The sequence below is a fragment of the Ignavibacteriales bacterium genome, from assembly GCA_026390815.1.
Classification (GTDB): Bacteria; Bacteroidota; Ignavibacteria; order Ignavibacteriales; family SURF-24; genus JAPLFH01.
In genome coordinates, this window is sequence record JAPLFH010000049.1 from 38,532 (window position 1) to 56,345 (window position 17,814).

The 17,814-nt window shown below is 35.3% G+C and carries 16 protein-coding genes; 6 read left to right on the plus strand and 10 right to left on the minus strand.

Annotated elements, in window-relative coordinates:
- Positions 1 to 6: 6 nt before the first annotated feature.
- A complete protein-coding gene (locus tag NTX22_15460; GenBank protein MCX6151922.1) occupies positions 7 to 2,073 on the minus strand; it encodes a family 20 glycosylhydrolase in 2,067 nt (688 codons plus the stop codon).
- 79 nt (positions 2,074 to 2,152) lie between these two features.
- Between NTX22_15460 and NTX22_15465 the strand changes: the two genes are divergently transcribed.
- The 3 genes from NTX22_15465 (at position 2,153) to NTX22_15475 (ending at position 4,989) form a co-directional block, all read left to right on the plus strand.
- Positions 2,153 to 2,293, plus strand: a complete 141-nt coding sequence (locus tag NTX22_15465) for a hypothetical protein (protein ID MCX6151923.1) — start codon at positions 2,153 to 2,155, stop codon at positions 2,291 to 2,293.
- 95 nt (positions 2,294 to 2,388) lie between these two features.
- Positions 2,389 to 3,180, plus strand: a complete 792-nt coding sequence (locus NTX22_15470) for an SDR family oxidoreductase (GenBank protein MCX6151924.1) — start codon at positions 2,389 to 2,391, stop codon at positions 3,178 to 3,180.
- 252 nt (positions 3,181 to 3,432) lie between these two features.
- Entirely contained in the window at positions 3,433 to 4,989 is a 1,557-nt protein-coding gene (locus NTX22_15475) for an FAD-binding protein (protein ID MCX6151925.1), read from the plus strand.
- A 129-nt stretch (positions 4,990 to 5,118) separates the two neighbouring features.
- Here NTX22_15475 and NTX22_15480 read toward each other — a convergent pair whose 3' ends face one another.
- The 9 genes from NTX22_15480 to NTX22_15520 all read right to left on the minus strand — a co-directional run bounded on the left by NTX22_15480 (position 5,119) and on the right by NTX22_15520 (position 14,221).
- The gene (locus NTX22_15480; GenBank protein ID MCX6151926.1) at positions 5,119 to 5,541 is read right to left on the minus strand and encodes a hypothetical protein; all 423 of its coding nucleotides are present in this window, start codon (positions 5,539 to 5,541) and stop codon (positions 5,119 to 5,121) included.
- Positions 5,542 to 5,807: 266 nt separating this feature from the next.
- The gene (locus NTX22_15485) at positions 5,808 to 6,041 is read right to left on the minus strand and encodes a CopG family transcriptional regulator (protein MCX6151927.1); all 234 of its coding nucleotides are present in this window, start codon (positions 6,039 to 6,041) and stop codon (positions 5,808 to 5,810) included.
- A 32-nt stretch (positions 6,042 to 6,073) separates the two neighbouring features.
- Entirely contained in the window at positions 6,074 to 7,147 is a 1,074-nt protein-coding gene (locus tag NTX22_15490) for a prephenate dehydrogenase/arogenate dehydrogenase family protein (GenBank protein ID MCX6151928.1), read from the minus strand.
- A gap of 446 nt (positions 7,148 to 7,593) precedes the next feature.
- A complete protein-coding gene (gene aroF, locus NTX22_15495) occupies positions 7,594 to 8,607 on the minus strand; it encodes a 3-deoxy-7-phosphoheptulonate synthase (protein MCX6151929.1) in 1,014 nt (337 codons plus the stop codon).
- A gap of 119 nt (positions 8,608 to 8,726) precedes the next feature.
- Positions 8,727 to 9,341 carry a DUF1684 domain-containing protein gene (locus NTX22_15500; GenBank protein MCX6151930.1) on the minus strand — a complete coding sequence of 205 codons (615 nt, stop codon included), beginning with the start codon at positions 9,339 to 9,341 and terminating at the stop codon, positions 8,727 to 8,729.
- A gap of 39 nt (positions 9,342 to 9,380) precedes the next feature.
- A complete protein-coding gene (gene mutS, locus NTX22_15505; GenBank protein MCX6151931.1) occupies positions 9,381 to 11,987 on the minus strand; it encodes a DNA mismatch repair protein MutS in 2,607 nt (868 codons plus the stop codon).
- 10 nt (positions 11,988 to 11,997) lie between these two features.
- Positions 11,998 to 12,390 carry a HEPN domain-containing protein gene (locus NTX22_15510; GenBank protein MCX6151932.1) on the minus strand — a complete coding sequence of 131 codons (393 nt, stop codon included), beginning with the start codon at positions 12,388 to 12,390 and terminating at the stop codon, positions 11,998 to 12,000.
- Positions 12,380 to 12,703: a nucleotidyltransferase domain-containing protein gene (locus NTX22_15515; protein MCX6151933.1), complete on the minus strand. Its 324-nt coding sequence runs from the start codon at positions 12,701 to 12,703 to the stop codon at positions 12,380 to 12,382. Before NTX22_15515 ends, NTX22_15510 begins: the two co-directional genes overlap by 11 nt.
- Positions 12,704 to 12,946: 243 nt before the next feature.
- On the minus strand, positions 12,947 to 14,221 hold the full coding sequence (locus NTX22_15520; protein MCX6151934.1) for an OmpA family protein: 1,275 nt from the start codon (positions 14,219 to 14,221) through the stop codon (positions 12,947 to 12,949).
- A 337-nt stretch (positions 14,222 to 14,558) separates the two neighbouring features.
- On the opposite strand from NTX22_15520, the gene NTX22_15525 reads away from it, so the two are divergent.
- The 3 genes from NTX22_15525 (at position 14,559) to NTX22_15535 (ending at position 17,743) form a co-directional block, all read left to right on the plus strand.
- Positions 14,559 to 15,755 (plus strand): efflux RND transporter periplasmic adaptor subunit, encoded by a 1,197-nt coding sequence (locus NTX22_15525; protein ID MCX6151935.1) that lies wholly within the window; start codon positions 14,559 to 14,561, stop codon positions 15,753 to 15,755.
- Between the two features lie 147 nt (positions 15,756 to 15,902).
- Positions 15,903 to 16,574: an ABC transporter ATP-binding protein gene (locus NTX22_15530; protein MCX6151936.1), complete on the plus strand. Its 672-nt coding sequence runs from the start codon at positions 15,903 to 15,905 to the stop codon at positions 16,572 to 16,574.
- Between the two features lie 8 nt (positions 16,575 to 16,582).
- The gene (locus NTX22_15535; GenBank protein MCX6151937.1) at positions 16,583 to 17,743 is read left to right on the plus strand and encodes an ABC transporter permease; all 1,161 of its coding nucleotides are present in this window, start codon (positions 16,583 to 16,585) and stop codon (positions 17,741 to 17,743) included.
- The last annotated feature ends 71 nt before the right edge of the window (positions 17,744 to 17,814 follow it).

Consider the following 17,814-nt stretch of genomic DNA (forward strand, 5'->3'; position numbering starts at 1 on the left):
TTAATTTTACTTTTCAACGGCGTTAATTAGTTTTTCAATGGCTGAAGTAACCATCAGTTCAACTTGCCCAAATGGTTGCTTTGCCACTTCAAGTAGCTTAAGATTTTTAGAATTCCAATCGCCGCCTACTTTTTTATTTGAAAGAATACTTTCAACTGCTTCCAATCCTGTCTGAGAAACTTTTGAAAGATTGACTGACATCGGTTCAATTTCCTTTAGCACTGGAGATAGTTTTATAAGTTGTGTTAATTTATCTTGATTGGATTTCCAGAGATTTAACCAGTGTTTAATTTCTTCAGCATACTTTACATTTTTTGTTGCTAAAAAAGCATCAACTGTTTTTTTAAATTTTCGTGCAACATTGGATTCAGGTTGAGATGCATCCACCACCCGCGTGTATGGTGATTGCTGTGTGTACTTTACTCCTTGTGAATGACGAGTATAAATTTTTACAGGTTCAACTACATCCACTAATGTTTTTAAGGGTGAAGTATCATTATTATTTGTCAGCCTCCGCAGCATCATCTCCTGGTTTTTAAAATGGTTTAATCCCAGGTCCTCAAGTTGAAAACTGATCACGTCAAGTCGGCGATACATATCTTCAACATCTTTAATGTTTTCCGGAGACCAAAGTCTTTCTGCTATTGCTGCTGTGCGGGGCCAAATTCTTGAATCAACATTTTCCGGTGTTACAAGCTCTGCCCACTGGGTTACTTCTCCACCAAGAATTTTTTTCTTTTCTTCATCGCTTAGTTTAGAGCCGGAAGGAATTGGATCATTCAGGTAATGAAATTCCGCAGGCTGAATCAGATCAATGTAATAACCGTTTGAAAGAATTCCCATATAACCTTTTTTTGCCGATTCAATTAACGCTTCAGTTCCTCTCCACGATTGAATGACAATGTTTGTTGGCATTTGAGGGTGAAGAATTTCATCCCAGCCGATCATCTTCTTGCCATTCTTCGTTAAGATTTTCAGAATTCTATTATTAAAGTATGCTTGAAGTGAATGGTTATCCGGAATATTATTTTTCTTCATAAACTCCTGGATGGATTTATTTTCTTTCCACTGCTTGCCATTATTTTCATCACCGCCTATATGAAAATATTCATCAGGAAAAAGCGCTGCCATTTCGCCAAAAAATTTATCAAAGAATTCATATGTTGGTTCAATCGTTGGATTAAATGTTGGATCAAATACTCCCCAGTTCCTTTCAATTTTATACGGACCTGGCGCGCCTGACTGTCCGGCAGGCAGGCTTGCCAATTCCGGGAAAGCAAGAAACCATGCTGTTGAATGCCCGGGTACATCAAACTCAGGGATAACTCTTATTCCTCTATCGGCAGCATATTTAATTATGTCTTTAATTTGTTCCTGCGTAAAATAATTTCCATCGGAACAAAGTTTTTGAATTTGAGGATACACTTTGCTTTCAACTCTTACTCCCTGGTCATCACTTAAATGCCAGTGGAAAACATTTAACTTAAGTGCAGCAAGTCCATCCAGATTTCTTTTAATTACATCAACCGGCATAAAGTGGCGGCTTACATCAATCATCAATCCACGCCAAGGGAATCGCGGAGCATCTTCTATTTGAACAGATGGAAACCAGTAACCTTTTTCATCAGAGCTTAAAAGTTGAGTAAGAGTTTCCAATCCGCGTAAAGCTCCCAGATCAGTTTCTGAAGTCAGCTCAACTTTTGATGAAGTTACTTTTAAACTATAAGATTCATCTTCATTAAGTTTTATTTTACCAGAACGATTACAAGTGATTATCATTTGGCAAGTATCGCTGTTGCTTTGTTTGGTAATAAAATCCTGTGGAAAGAATAATCCGGTTCTTCCGGATAACCTTCTCAATACTCTTGTTGCATATTGGTAGATTCTTTCATCAGGATTTCCTTTTATAGCGATGGAAAAATTATTTTGGAGTATAAATTTTCCATCAAGCATAGTAATTTTTGCCGGTACAGGCATCAGATTTAATTTTAATTTGTCTTGTTGTGGAATAATTATGGAAGTAAAAAGTAAAGTGAAGAGAAAAATTTTGATTGTAAAATTTAATCGTTTCATCATTCCTCTGGTGTTTGTTTAATAAAGATTCTTTTCTGGTTCAAATATATAAAATGAAGTTGTAAAGAGAAATTTTATTTTGAGAAAACGGGAATGGGAAAAGGGGAATGGGACCTGGGGAACGGGACGAGGGAAAGGGGAAAGGAAAAGGGAACGGGACGAGGGAACGAGGAAAGGGAAAACAGAACTTATAGAAATTCCTGACATTCATTTATTTTAGTATTTGACATTTCAGTTACTCCAAACAATTATTTCCTATCTATTTTAAATTTTGTATTATTAGGTAAATAAAAATTATTTCCGGAGATAAGATAAATGGATTTTCAAATAAAAGGGAAAACGGCTTTAGTTACTGCATCAAGCCTGGGAATTGGACGTGCGGTTGCTGAATTGCTGATCCAGGAAGGGTGCCAGGTTGCTATTTGCGCCAGGGATAAGGAAAAATTAATTAGTACTGCGTTAGAAATTAAAAAGCAATATGATGTTGAACCTATCTGGTTAGTATGCGATATTAATGATGAAAAGGATATAAATAAAACATTTGATGTCGTACAGAAAAATTTTGGATCTATAGACATTCTTGTTAACAATTGTGGTGGTCCAGCACCCGGGCATTTTGATGATTTACTTGATGAAAATTGGCAATCAGCATTTGAACAGGTACTGTTAAGCGCTGTCCGCTTTACCCGGAAAGCACTGCCCGGTATGAAAGAAAAAAGATGGGGCAGAATTATTAATATCACATCGCTTTCTGTAAAGCAGCCTGTTGAGAACTTAATGCTTTCCAATTCTCTGCGGGCAGGAATAATTGGCTTTGCAAAAACTCTAAGCAACGAAGTTGGTAAGTATAATATAACTGTAAATAATATTGCTCCCGGATATACTCTTACAAATCGTTTGTATGAATTAGCAAAGAACAAAGCAAAAATTGGTGGAGAATCGCACGAGCATATTATTGCGGAAATGTCTAAAGAAGTGCCGCTCGGTAGATTAGCCCGTCCTGACGAAATTGCTGCCGCCGTTGTATTTTTAGCATCAGAACAAGCAGCTTACATTACAGGAACGACTATTCAGGTTGATGGTGGAATAATTAAAGGAAGTTATTGAGTTTAGAGTGAAGAGTGAAGAATGTAGAGTGAAGAGTGCAGAGTGAAGAACGTAGAATAATGAATCGGAGAAAGGGGGAATCGGCGAAGCGGAGAATGAAAAAAAGAGAATGGGAGAAACTGTGTACTGAAGATCATGATCGGAGATCGCCGATTCTCCGTTTCTCCGATTCTCCGATTCTTGGTTCTGTAATTAATAATCGGCAATCCGCATTCTGAAATCAAATTTTTCCTTAAAGTAGAGGACGCAAAAATGATAAAACAAATTGAACTATCCGTATTACCCAGAGAAGCATTCGACCTGGAGACTTTGAAAATTCTTGCCGCTCAAAAATTAAAATTAAATCCACAAGAAATTAATGCAGTTTTGCCAAGAAGAAGATCAATCCATGCACGAAGAAGTCAACCCGTTTACAAAATTATTGCTGATGTTTTTATAAACGAAAAACCTTCAGAAGAACTTCCAAAAATTATTTACAATCCAGTTAACAAGAACAAGAAAGTTATTATAGTTGGATTTGGACCCGGAGGAATGTTTGCTGCTCTTAGGCTGATTGAACTTGGAATCCAGCCAGTTGTAATTGAACGAGGTAAAGATGTTCGAACAAGACGAAGAGATTTAAAAGCTATCCAGCAAATGGGAATTGTTAATCCGGATTCCAATTACTGCTTTGGAGAAGGCGGCGCTGGAACTTACAGTGATGGTAAACTTTATACACGTTCCACTAAACGAGGCGACATCAGAAAAATTTTAAACCTGCTTGTTCAGTTTGGGGCAAGTGAAGATATTTTAATTGATGCTCATCCGCATATCGGTTCAAACAAACTTCCGCAAATTGTTCAAAGAATCAGGGAAACAATAATTCAAAGCGGAGGCGAAATTCATTTTAACTCGCGGGTTTCTGATTTCATCCTGAAAGAAAAAAAACTGATTGGTGTTGTTGTAAATGATGAACAGGAATTTTTTGGTGATGCCGTTATCCTGGCAACAGGACATTCTGCTCGTGATATTTTTTATCTTCTACACAAACGAAATATTAAAATTGAAGCTAAGCCTTTTGCAATTGGAGTGCGGATAGAGCATCCCCAAAGTTTGATTGATGAAATCCAGTATCATTCATCTAAGCGGGATGAATTTTTACCAGCAGCAAATTATAGTTTGGCTTGCCAGGTAGGGGAGCATGGAGTTTTTTCATTCTGTATGTGTCCCGGTGGAATAATTGTTCCAGCCTCAACAGCTCCGGATGAATTAGTTCTAAATGGCATGTCAGTTTCAAGAAGAGATTCTCAGTTTGCAAATTCCGGTTTGGTGGTTACAGTTGATGAAAAAGATTGGATGAAGTATAAACAGTCTGGCCCATTTGCAGGATTGGAATTTCAGAAAGAAGTTGAACGGATTGCATTTGAAGCTGGTGGAAGAAATCAACAAGCACCGGCACAAAGAATAACTGATTTTGTCGCGGGAAAAATTTCTGCTACTCTTCCCAAAACTTCATATATCCCCGGCATCGTTTCTTCTCCGCTGCATCAGATTTTACCACAGGTAATTTCTAAGAATTTAATGAAGGCAATGTTAATATTCAGCAAAAAGATGAGAGGATATTATACAGAAGAAGCACAAATTCTTGCAGCAGAAACAAGAACAAGTTCGCCGGTTAGAATTCCACGCGATAAAGAAACTTTTATGCATGTTGAAGTTGAAGGATTATTTCCTTGCGGCGAAGGTGCTGGCTACGCTGGTGGAATTGTATCTTCAGCAATTGATGGTGAGAATTGTGCAAACGCCGCAGCAAGGTTGGTTGTAAATTGAATGACTGAAAATTACTGGCTGTCACGAAACGCTAAGTGAAAGAATTATTATTGATTGTGTTCAAATAATGTAAATCATTCGCGGTTTAAACTGTGACTGTAAATAAAAATTATTTCATTTTTTTTACGATTACTTCATAAGAATAATCTTTTGACAATAAGTTGTATCAATGTTTGAATACTTTATAAAATATAGACCATTTTCTACATCAAGTGTTTTAAATTTTAGTTCATATTTTCCACTTCGCAAAAAATTATTAAAAAGCATACAAGAATCTTTTTTATCCGCGGAAATAAGGCTTATTAATATTGAATCATCATTTTTTAGATAAATATAATAATGGTGGTTTGAGAATTCAATCGTTTCTTTAAATCCATTAAATTTTTCTTTTGGCCATTGTGAATTATAATTAACTGAATCCTTATTTAAGGAGATAATTTTCAACTCTGCTTTAGCTGATTTAATATACGGATTAGATGAACAGGAATATAGAAAATATAATAAACAAACAGAAACTATTATTCCTATTCTTATCCTTTTTTCCATATCCATTTTTATTTTATATTGTCTAACATACCATAAAAGTAATTTATATCTTTCTCTAGGTGATAGATGTGAGTGTAAATGTATATCAACCTTTTTGTTTTATTCTATAAAGATTTCTCCTCATTACACCCCTTATCTATTAACTTGGTCTTCAAGTAATTTCGGATTGAATTCCCACTGACCACTTTTCAAGTCTCATTAATAATTCTGCTGGCAAGTTAGTTTAAATCTATTTTACTTTCAACCACTTTGAAAAAATAATTAGAATAGTTTTATTCAGAATAATGAGAAGTATAATTATCGAGTAAATTCCTAATTACCTTTTGATATTGGCTTCCATGTTTTCGAGCTATTCCCTTAAAAAACTCGATACTTGATTTGCTCAAATTCAGTGTTACTTTTACAGTATTTTCTTTGAATACTAATTCTTCAGGCTTAGGTAAAAAGTCTTTTACCACTTCTACCTCTCCGATTTTTTCATCGCTGTATTTTATTTTCTTTTTCATATACATATTTCCCAATTCCCAATTTCTAATTCTCAATTGGTAGTAAATCCTATTCCTTTTAAAATTTCTTTTGCCTGGCTTGCGTCTTTTTCTGATTCGAATGCCACGCGGAATGTTCCGCCGGTTCCTTCGCGGATTTTTAGAAGTTCTATATCTTTTATGTTAATATTACTATTAAACAGCGCAGTAGAAATTTTACTAATTATTCCGGGCACATCATTTACAAAAACATAAACATCGTGCAGTGGGTACATAAATCCTTTTGTGTCCTTGGGAATTCCATCACGTTTTGTTGCAGCAGAAACGAACATTGCTTTCAGTTCGTCAATTGAATCTTCCAGCAGGTAATTTTTTATTTCTTCCAATTCGTTTTGAAGAGATGTTAGAGCTGAAAGGATTTCTTTACCATTTAGTTTCAGCACCGAGTCCCAGATTTGGAAATCGCTTGAAGCTATGCGGGTCATATCACGGAATCCGCCGGCGGCAAAATCGAGGTTATTAATTTTATTATTTCCTTTAGCTGCTGTGTTTACAAGCGAAACAGCCAAAAGCTGTGGAAGATGACTAACGTTTGCTACAACTTTATCATGCAGGTAAGGATCAAGGAAAATTATTCTTGCACCAAGCATTTTAATTAACTTGGCTAAGTCGTCCGTTCTTCCATTCGCTTTCTGTACATCAGATAGAATATAAACAGCATTCTCAAATAGCAATGGATCAGAATTTTCGTAACCGCCTTTTTCCTTACCGGTCATTGGGTGCCCGCCGATGTAAATTCCTTTACTGGATATTCCTTTCCACTTTTCCTCGAACACTCCTTTTATGCCGCATACATCAGTAAGAATAGAATTTTCTTTTAAGATTGGCGATAGTTTTTCAAATGATTGAAGAGCAGGCTCAAGCGGCAGGCACATAAAAATAATATCATCATCAGCGGCATCCTCAATGGAATTTAATGCCGCGTCAATCATTCCTTCGGTTATTGCTCTGGCTGTAACTTCTGGTTTATCGAAAGCATGTATGCGGATTAAAGAGTTACTTTTCTTTAATCCTTTGGCAATAGAACCGCCTATTAAACCAAGTCCGATGATAGAAATATTTTTCATTAAATATTTTCCAGGAATCAAATTATTCTAAATACTAAACCAGCATAGTTGGAAACAAACATTTAAGAATTGGCGAAACGGCGAATCGGCGAAACGGTGAATTGGCGAAACGGTGAATTGGCGAAACGGCGATCTCCGATTCTCCCACTCTCCGATTCTGCATTTTTAAGAATATACATTTCACACATATTTTGCCAAATTGCTCCTGCCTTATGAGTTTGTTGCAGTACTTGTCATTCTGAATGAAGCAAAGCGAAATGAAGAATCTATATGCTAATAATGGCACTTACTCTTATCTGGGCGTTAGATTCTTCGTCCACTATAACATATCCGAGTTCAGCAACAGACTCAGTAGACAGACATGATTTAAAAACTAAATGTTTAATCTTACTCTTGCTCTTAATCTTACTCTTGCACTTAATCTTAATCTTCCTCTTTTTCCAAAACTATATCTTTCTTCCAATTGCAGAAGCAATGGCTTTGATTTCTTTCATCATTTTAGTGTACTGTTCTGGCAATAATGCCTGCGGTCCATCTGAAAGAGCTTTGTCCGGATCGTGATGAATTTCCACAATAATTGCATCAGCTCCGGCAGCAACTGCAGCACGAGCCATCGGAATCACCTGGTCCCTGTATCCTGTTGCGTGAGATGGATCTGCAACAACTGGGAGGTGGCTTTTTTTATGCACGACTGGTACGGCTGATAAATCAAATGTGTTGCGAGTGTAAGTCTCAAACGTTCTGATTCCTCTTTCGCATAGCATTACATTTTTGTTGCCTTTGGATAAAATGTATTCAGCTGACATCATCCATTCTTCAATTGTTGCAGCTAATCCACGTTTTAACATAACAGGTTTGCTTGCTTTTCCAAGTTCACTTAACAGCGGATAGTTTTGCATGTTACGTGCGCCTACCTGAAAGATATCCGTGTAATGTTCAACAAGGTCAATCTGTTCAATTTGCATAACTTCAGTAATTACCAGTAGATCATTTTTGTCCGCAGCAATACGCATCATTTTAAGTCCGGCTTCACCTAATCCCTGGAATGAATACGGAGAACTTCTCGGTTTGAAAGCACCGCCGCGTAAAATTTTCCCCCCTTCTTTTGCAACTATTTCAGCCAATAAATTAATCTGATATTCATTTTCTACTGAGCAAGGTCCCGCCATTACAATTATTTCGTTACCACCGATTTCAACATCTTTTATTTTTATTGTTGTATTGTCTTTTTTAAAACTTCTGCTTGCAAGTTTGAATGGTTCAGTAATTCTGTGAACTTCTTTTACTCCATCAAGAACTTCAACCATGCGTGTATCAAAATCGGGTTTTACTCCAATTGCTCCGAGCACAATCGATTCAATACCTGTGGATTTATGAACATCGAATCCATAGCTCTCAAGATGTTTTATTATATCTTCAATTTGCTGTTCAGAAGCATTTTTTTCTAAAACTACAACCACGGAATAACCTCATTATTTATTTAAAACTTACTTTTCGATTTTTAATTGTTGCATTGTTGTTAAATTGTTTTTGAAACTTATACCAATTTAACATTTTATCAATTAAACAATTATTCAATTTATTCATGAAATTTCTTTTCACCGGCATCTATTGCCAGAGCGATATAATCTTCTTTAGTTGGAATAGCGCAGCTAAAAAGACTGCAGTATGCACAAAACGGGTTATGTGCTAAGTTAAAATCAATTGTATAAACATAATTTGCATCATCATTTTTTTCAAAACTAATATATCTTCCTACACCATAAGTTTCTTTGTTGGTCGTTTTGTCAGTAAACCAAATGGTGAAATATACCAGTCCATCTGTAGTTGTACCTTTATAAACATTAATTTTATAATTCTTCGATTTATAATTTATATTCACATAACCAAATTTTAATACTTTTCGATAATCTCCTTTGGTCCCATAAATTTTTAAAGTATCCTTTTGTTGATATTCGAATAGCCTACTCTTAAAAACAAATTCTGGGTCAACGTCAAAATATTTTAAAGGTTCTAAATGCGCTTTTGGATCCAGGTTAAATGGAGAATCCGGGTCATTCTTCAATTTATAATCTTTTTCCATCCGAATCTTTTCAATTTTATTAATGTATTCTCTTTCCTCAGTTGAATATTTTTTTCCGCAGGAAGTGAAAAACAAAATTGAAATACAAAATAAAATGATAAATTTTTTCATTTGTTTGGCGATCCCATCTTTTAATAATATAACAAAAAACTAATTCTTCTCAACTTTTTTCTTAAGCTCGCTTAGCTTGTTTAATGCTTGCAATGGCGTAAGATTATCCAATTCCATATCAGAAATTTCTTTTCTTATTGAATCATCTTTTATCTCAAAAAGACTAAACTGAGTTTCATCATGAGTTTTAAATTTTGCAAGCTTAGCTTTTTTTATTTCATACGGAGTTAATTCCTTTCCTTCAAGATTTTCCAAAATCTGTTTTGCCCTGGAAGTTACAAACATCGGCAGCCCAGCCATTTGTGCAACCTGTATTCCGTAGCTATGGTCCGCACCACCGGCCGAAACCTTATGAAGGAAAATGACTTTATCGCCGTATTCTTTCACTTCAACTTTAAAATTTTTGATGCGCGGAAAAATTGTTGCCATCTCATTCAATTCATGGTAGTGCGTTGCGAACAATGTTTTAGCCGCTACAGCAATGTTTTCGTGAAGGTACTCTGTAATTGCCCATGCAATAGAAATTCCATCAAACGTGCTTGTGCCTCTGCCAATTTCATCAAGGAGGATCAGGCTTTTATTTGTAGCATTGTTCAATATGTTTGCTGCTTCCTGCATCTCAACAAGAAAAGTACTTTCACCGGCAGTAATGTTATCGCTTGCTCCTACACGTGTAAAAATTTTATCTACTAAACCAATCCGCGCAGATTTTGCCGGAACGAATGAGCCGATTTGAGCAAGTAAAACAATCAACCCAACCTGGCGGATATAAACAGACTTGCCTGCCATATTTGGTCCGGTAAGAAGAATTATTTGTGTATCCTCATTAACAAGAGAGCAATTGTTAGGATTAAACTTTTCGCCGGGTTTAAGTATTCTTTCAACAACCGGATGCCTTCCATCGATGATTTCAATTTCATCCGATTCATTTAATTCCGGTTTTACGTAATTATATTGTTCGGCGCTTTCTGCTAAGGAGATGTAGCAATCAAGCATCGCAATTAACCTTGCATTCTGTTGAATGGCTTCAGCTTCGGCAGCAACTTCTAACCGGATTTCATTAAATAACTGATACTCAAGATCGGCGATCTTTTCTTCTGCATTTAAAATTTTATCTTCGTAATTCTTTAGCTCAGGAGTTATATATCTTTCTCCATTAACAAGAGTTTGCTTGCGGATGTAATTTTCAGGAATCTTGTCTTTGTTTGCATTGCTGATTTCAATGTAATAACCAAATACTTTGTTAAAGCTAACTTTAAGTGATGAGATATTTGTTCTTTCTCTTTCTGTCTTTTGCAAATTTGCTATCCAGCTTTTTGCATTGCCAGACAAGTCGCGCAGCTCATCAAGCTCAGGACTGAATCCATAACTTATTACTCCGCCGTCTGAAAGACTGAGTGGTGGAGAATCGACAACTGCTTTATCAATTCTATCAACTAATTTTTCTATCGGTTGAAGTTTTTGATTTAGATTTACTAAAACTTGTGAGTTAAATTCAGAAAGCAACTCTTTAATTACCGGAATTTTCTTTAGTGATGTTTTAACTGCAACAATCTCGCGTGGATTTGCTTTAGCTGTGCAGACCTTGGAAATCAATCTTTCCAGATCACCAATTTCTTTTAACTCATTTATAATTTTGTAACGAATAGGTTTGTTATTAAAAAATTCTTCTACACATTCCTGGCGTTTAAGAATTGGCTGGAGTTTTCTAAGCGGGGCACTTATCCAATTCTTTAGCATCCTGCCGCCCATTGCGGTTTCTGTTTTATCAAGAATTGAAATTAGTGAGCCTTCTCTGCTGCCATCCTGCATAGAAAAAATTATTTCCAGATTTCTTTTGGTGGAAAAATCAAGCAGCATATAATCAGAAGGATTGTATTTTCCAATCTTATTTATGTGAGAGAGATTTACTTTTTGGGTTTCCTGCAAGTAGTTTAGAACAATTCCCGCCGCAACGGTTCCGCTGTAAAGATTATCAATTCCAAATCCTTTCAGGTTAACTGTTTTGAAATGAGCTGTCAGAATATCGTTGCTGAAATCTATATTGAAAACCCAGTCATCAACTTTTGTAAGACGCAGCTTTAAATTTATCTTTTGCAGGATGGAAGAAATCAGATCCTTATCCTTTTTTTGATAAAGAATTTCTGAGGGAGCAATCAATTCTACCTGCTGACTTATTTCGTTTACTGGAACTTCGTAGGCAAAAAACTCTCCGGTAGAAATATCGCAGAAAGATATTCCGGCAATTTCATCGTTAATGCAAAAAGCAAATACATAATTATTTTTTTTATGATCTAAAAGTTTATCGGAAAAAGCAACACCTGGTGTTACAACTTCAATAACTTCCCGTTTAACAATTCCTTTGGCAAACTTTGGATTTTCCATCTGCTCGCAAACGGCAACACGATAACCGGACCTTACCAATTTTGGTAAATAGGTATCAATCGCGTGGAACGGGAAGCCGGCAAGTGGTACATCACCTGCTGAACCATTTGCTCGCCTGGTTAAAGTAATCCCCAGCACCTTAGAAGCAGTCTTAGCATCCTCTTCAAAGGTTTCAAAGAAATCACCCACACGGAAAAGAAGGATTGTATCCGGATGATTTTCCTTAATTTTATGGTACTGAGCCATTAATGGGGTTGACATAGAAGGATTTTTAAGTTTCTAAAAATAATTTTTCAAGAGTATTAATAAAAATAATCATATTATCAAAATTAGCTTGTACATCTTCTATTTTTAATTTGATAAAGTCATTATAATCACTATCAGTTCTGTATACAAATTGATTTTTGTAAATCTCGCCTATCTCTTGCGAAAGTTTTCCGGTTTTAATATAATTTTTATTAAACCATCCTAAAAGCTGATGATGTTTTGAAGTAGAAAATCCGTCTTTACTTGCAAGGGCAGAAACAATATAGAAGATCGCATAATAAATCCGATTCTGTGCAGCGAATAGTTTATTATTCTCCATCAGCAGTTTTGCTTCTTCTACGGTTTCTTTTGATCTGCCAACTCTGTACTTTATAAAATCCCCTTTACTATACTCCATAAAACAGTCCTTCTTTTTTAACATTATGTGTAAATGGAGTATAAATATTTTCAATATCGTCGGCTGAATAAACTCTGCAATCAATAATTATATCATTTTCCAGTTCATAGCTATAAAGCAAATGTACTATCTCTTCTTTTAATTTACGGTCAACTTCTCTATTAAATACAAACATTAGATCGTAATCCGAATCTTCTTGGTTGTCCTTGCGTCTTCTTGATCCATAATAATAAATGCCCTTAAAATCGTTGTGCTTTTGCGAAAGCAAATATTTTAATTCGTTGATAATATAATTGATCTTTTCATTATTCATTATAAGACGGACAAATGATATGCTAATTTAACAGATTTCCAGTTAAAAATATACCTGAATGCTGGTTTAATATCAATTTACGATCATAATGTTTTGGAGTAGATTGGAAAAAGAAAGCAACCATACAAACCAGAATAACAAGCTTGTATAGTTGCATTTTTTAATGATTTGATAACTCTTTTTTAAAATGATTATTATATTTTTCTATATAATCCTTAAATTGAATGAATAGTTAGTTAATAATTACAACTTTATAAACTCAACTCTTCTGTTCAGCGATTTATTAGCAGCAGTATCATTTTGTGCAATTGGTTCGCCTTCTCCTTTTCCATCTGTTTCTATTCTTGCTGCATCAATACTAAAATCTTTTACCAAGACATTCTTTACAGAAGCGGCACGGCGTTTAGATAAATCCAGATTTGATTTATCCTCACCATCAGAATCCGTATGACCAACAATTTTAATTTTTACGGTTGGATTTTCTTGTAGAATAGTTGCAATCCCTTTAATGGTGCCGTACGATTCGGTTTTCACTACATCTTTATTTACATCAAAATAAATTCCATAGCTAACCAATTTGCCTTCTGTAAGGAGTTTGCTTCGCATATCGGGTGATGCATCGGTAATTCTGAAATTTGATATGTATGAACCGCAGGAAGCACCTCTTGATAATCTGAAACAAAGTCGATTAAGTTTAGTTTCATCATAAATATTTGTGGGCATATCCAAAACTTTTGCTTCTTTGTAATAAATCCTGAATCTTCGGTTTTGTACCCAGATAATAACGTGATTAACTTTTTCCGGTTCGACTGGATTCAACGTTGACGATCCTGTAATATTACTACTTTCACCTGTTTTGTATCCTAATGTGTTCCAACCTCCTTTTTCAATGGAGATAATTATGCCGCCATTCCCAGGATGAGGGTTATTATCCATTTCCTTATGCTTATCTTCTCCATACAATATAAGTCCAGCAGCAATACGTCCTCCAGTTTTTTTAGGAACAATATCAAATTCAATGATGAAATTTTTTGGAAAATCAATATTTTTTAATAGAAAATAATTCCCATCTCCACTATTCAGATTGAACCAATTCCCCGGGGCTATGCTCAATGTATTAATCTCACCAGGAGCATTTGCAGTCCACAAAGCTGGGAAATCGCCAACGGCATCCTGGCTGAAATCATCAAAGAGGATTATCTTTTCGCCAGGTACAAAATCATATTTTGACGAACTTGTAAACTGAATATTATTTTCGGTTTCTTTGCCAGAACTCTTTTGTTCTTCAGCTACCTGTTTTTTATTTTTATCTTCCTGTTGCGTCATGTCTTTCTTCTTATCATCCCCCTTTATACCTTTTTCAACCTTATTTAGCGTTGTGTCAATTCCCTGGTCAATATTTTTATTAACACGTTTTTCAACTTCTTTTTTAATTTTTTTACTAATGTCAAATTGTCCGTAGACGTTGTTAACACCAATAATTAAGACGATAATTGAAAAGCAAAATAAGTTTTTCATAAAACTTTCCCGTTGGTTGTTTATTGAAAATATACGACGCAAATATATGAGAAACTTTTCTCAAAATCGAAATCTAAATCACAACTTATAATTGCATGCGTTAAATTATTATTTTAATCGAAATAGATTTAAAAAATACTTCATAAAAATTTTTACTTGTTATTGTATTGTTTTTTTTAAGTTTCACCGATAAAATCGGCTCATTTACCTATTTCCCGCTGGTAATTATTTGTTTTTTAATTATTTTTTAACGTTTCTTTTCATGGAGAATATTTAGTTTTAATCGTAGTTTAAGCAATAGATTTAGATAGCATTTAAAATTTGTTAATGAGGTAAAATGGAAACAAAGAATGCAGACTTATCTTCTTTAAAGATCAATCGCTCATCAAATGAAAATTATGAATCATCCGGTGGATCGAAAAAATTATTGAAATCAATTGTGTATTTATTAGCTGCACTTATACTAATTATTGCGGGGTATTTCGGTTATAATTCTTTGTTTAGCTCTACTATCGAAGTTAAATTAACAACAGTGGTATTTAGATCTCCCTCGGAATCAAATGCTGTACTTACAGCAAGTGGGTATGTAGTTGCACAAAGGAAAGCAGCGGTTGCTTCTAAAGGTACTGGAAGATTAGTTTATCTTGGTGTTGTTGAAGGTGATAAAGTAAGAAAAGATCAAATAATTGCCAGGTTAGAAGATAACGATATTAAAGCGCAGCTTGAACAGGCACGGGCTAATTTAAGAGTAACCGAAGCTGACTTGAAAGATTCTGAAAGAAATTTTAACAGACAAAAAGAATTGCTTAAAGCAAATGCTTCAACCCAGCAAGAACTTGATGCAGCAGAATCTCGTTACCTTAGAGTTCTTGCAACAATTGAAGTTGCAAAAGCACAGGTTACAGCAGCGGAGGTTGCGTTAGAAAACATGCTAATCCGTGCACCATTTGACGGAACTGTTTTAACTAAGAATGCTGATGTTGGTGAAATTGTTGCTCCTTTTGCAGCAAGTGCCTCATCCAAAGCGGCTGTAGTTTTGTTGGCTGATATGAGTTCACTTCAAGTTGAAGCTGATGTTTCCGAATCCAATATTGAAAGGATAAAATTAAACCAAAACTGCGAAATTGTACTTGATGCTTATCCCGATAAACACTATCCGGGTTTTGTGGCTAAAGTTGTTCCAACAGCTGATAGATCTAAGGCAACTGTTATGGTTAAAATTGGATTTAGGGATTACGACAACCGTGTTCTTCCGGAAATGAGTGCGAAAGTTTTATTCCTTAATGCTGCTGACAAGAAAATAAATGTTGAAGAGAAATCCGTATTGGTTGTTCCGTCAACTTCAGTGGTAAATATCGATGGAAGAACTTTTGTTTATGTAGTAAGAAATGATATGATTGAAGAATTGACAATTTCAACTGGAAGAAATTTTGGCGGATTTACTGAAATAAAATCTGGACTAAACCAGGGAGATCGTATTGTAGAATCAATTCCGGAAAAGCTTAAAGCTGGAGTAAAAGTAAAAGTGAATTAGATGTTTTATGGTTGAAGGATGATGGTTGATGGAGTTCTTTGCGTTTGACATCTGACTTTTGACGTTTGACTTTTTGCTTTTATCATTCTACTTTAAATAAAAATAGGTTCATAATAATATTTAGATAATAGAATTATTGGAGACTAAATGGCAGAAATAATTAATGTTAACAATGTTTTTAAATCTTACTGGAGAGATAGTTTTGAAATTCCAGTACTTAATGATATTACTTTTGGTGTGGAAGAAGGAGAATTTCTTGCTCTGATGGGTCCTTCGGGTTCCGGCAAAACAACACTTTTAAATCTAATTGGCGGAATAGATAAACCTACTAAAGGAAATGTTATAATTAACAACACCAACATTGCCAGTCTTGGAGAATCAGCTCTTGCTAAATGGAGAGCAAATAATATTGGATTCGTTTTCCAGTTTTATAATTTGCTACCTGTACTAACTGCCTATGAAAACGTTGAGCTGCCATTGCTGCTAACAAAATTATCAAAAGCAGAAAGAAGAAAACATGTTGAATCTGCATTGGATATAGTTGGATTAGCTGATCGAATGAAACACTATCCTAAACAACTATCTGGCGGGCAGGAACAGCGTGTAGCAATAGCCCGGGCTATTGTAACTGATCCGCTGATTCTTATTGCAGATGAACCAACTGGCGATCTTGATAAGATTTCTGCGGTAGAAATTTTAATGCTGCTTGAGCGATTGAATAAAGAATTTAAGAAAACAATTGTAATGGTAACACACGATCCCCGCGCCGCAGAAAAAGCGCATCTAATTCGTCATCTTGATAAAGGCGATTTGGTTTAGGAGAAATTATGAAAATATTTAAATTGATTTTTAAAAATGCACAACGTCATAAGCTTCGTACTCTCTTAACAATCCTTGGAATAGCCATTGCAGTTATTGCATTTGGATTATTAAGAACTGTAGTTACAGCCTGGAATGTAGGTGTAGAAGCTTCTTCTGCCAACAGGATGATTACTCGTCAGGCAGTTTCGTTCATCTTCCCGTTACCTTATGCTTATCTGGATAAAATAAAACAAGTACCTGGGATTGAAACGGTATCTTATGCTAATTGGTTTGGCGGAGTTTACAAGGATAAAAACCAGTTCTTTGCCCGTATGGCTGTTGATGCTGAAACGATGTTTGAAGTGTACCCTGAATTCCTTTTATCCAAACAGGAATTGGAAACATTTAAGAAGGAAAGAAACTCTTGTATAGTTGGGCGCGATATTGCAAAGCAGTATAATTTTAAAATCGGTTCTATAATAACGCTTGAAGGCGACATATTCCCCGGCAGATGGGATTTTGTAGTTAGAGGAATTTATCAGCCGCGTGATAAAACTACCGATGCAACTCAAATGTTTTTTCACTGGCAGTATATTGATGAAAGGATGAAACAAGAATCACCTGCAAGAGCCGGTGATGTTGGATGGTATATTCTTAAAATAAAAGATCCTTCTCAGTCCGGAAGAATTTCCAACGAGATTGATGCTCTTTTCAAAAATTCCACTGCTGAAACTAAAACTGAAACTGAAAGAGCATTTGCACAGGGATTTATGGGTGCAGTCAGTTCAATTATTACTGCAATGAATGTTATGTCATTTGTAATTATTGGAATTATAATGCTGGTACTTGGCAACACAATGATAATGGCTGCACGAGAAAGAACAAGAGAATATGCGGTATTTAAAACTTTGGGATTTAACGCCAAGCATATTATCGGATTAATTCTTGGTGAGTCACTTTTAATTTCAGCTCTTGGCGGCGGTGTTGGATTATTATTTACTTTTCCAATAATCACTGGTTTCGAAGCTAATATACCAAAAGGATTTTTTCCGGTTTTTCAGATTGAACCAATTACTGTCATCCTTGCTGGTTCATCTGCTTTATTGATTGGAATTCTTGCTTCAATATTCCCAATTCAAAGAGCACTTACAACAAAAATTGTTGATGGATTCCGGCACGTTGGATAAAACTTGAAGTACGAAATTCTAAACACTAAATAGGAAAAATTATAAAGTTTAGTTTTGAGATTTTATTTTGA